At 44.3% G+C, this 821-nt stretch carries 1 protein-coding gene; it reads left to right on the top strand.

Annotated elements, in window-relative coordinates; translation table 11 throughout:
- On the top strand, window positions 1-664 hold a 664-nt coding region (locus QTN95_RS20870; protein WP_331418881.1), incomplete at its 5' end, for a DUF4123 domain-containing protein.
- Window positions 665-821 lie beyond the last annotated feature (157 nt).

The raw sequence follows: 821 nt of genomic DNA on the forward strand, positions 1-821 counted from the left end.
ACAGTTTATAGAATGGTGGCAGCAAGATGACCATGCACAAAGCGGTATTATTGTCAGTACCGACTCTGTTCAAAAAGAGCTTCGCGCCCATTTAGCGAGCCTGTTTCAAGCAATGTTACTCGGTGAACGCGTCTTTTTTTCTTTCTATAACCCCGCTTATATTGGCGCAATGCTGCCGCGTTTACTCCCTGAAGAAGTCAGTCAGTTACTCAGGAATCACAGTGTATTAATCCACTACAATCAGCAGTGGCAAAGCTGGCAAGCAGACGTCCCCACCCAGCAAACTTTGGCTCAAGATCAAAATACGCCTTGGTGGATAATTAAAGAGCACCACATTGATAACACAGCTAATGTACCATTGCTGAGTCATAACGTAGAAAGCTGGCTCTGGCAGAATCAGTCTCAACTGATGGAAACAAGAATTGACCACAACATGCCGCACTTTGATAGCGCCTTTCAAGCACATTTTACGGCAATGGAATTAGCACCAGATAGTCAAAAGCAGACCCTACAAGAGAAAGCACTAACGGCCAGTATTATCACTACCCATAAGCAAGCCTTCCTGGATCAGGTGTCGATTCAAAAAACCATTGTTGGGCTACGAGATGATGAATTGCTGTTTGGATTAAAAACCCTGTATCACCAATTGCAAGGAGAAGCGTAATGGCGATTGAAATGTACAATCACTGCGTATTGTGTAACCCCGCAGTCAATTGGTTAGAGGTTGAGTTTCGTAGCGAAAACGATGAACCGATAAATGACTTAAAGGTGACCATTACTAACCCCAGCACGCTAGAAACGCATCAACAGACCAGTCGTCA

Origin of the sequence: Vibrio sp. M260112 (genome assembly GCF_036533775.1) — a bacterium.
Taxonomy (GTDB): Bacteria; Pseudomonadota; Gammaproteobacteria; order Enterobacterales; family Vibrionaceae; genus Vibrio.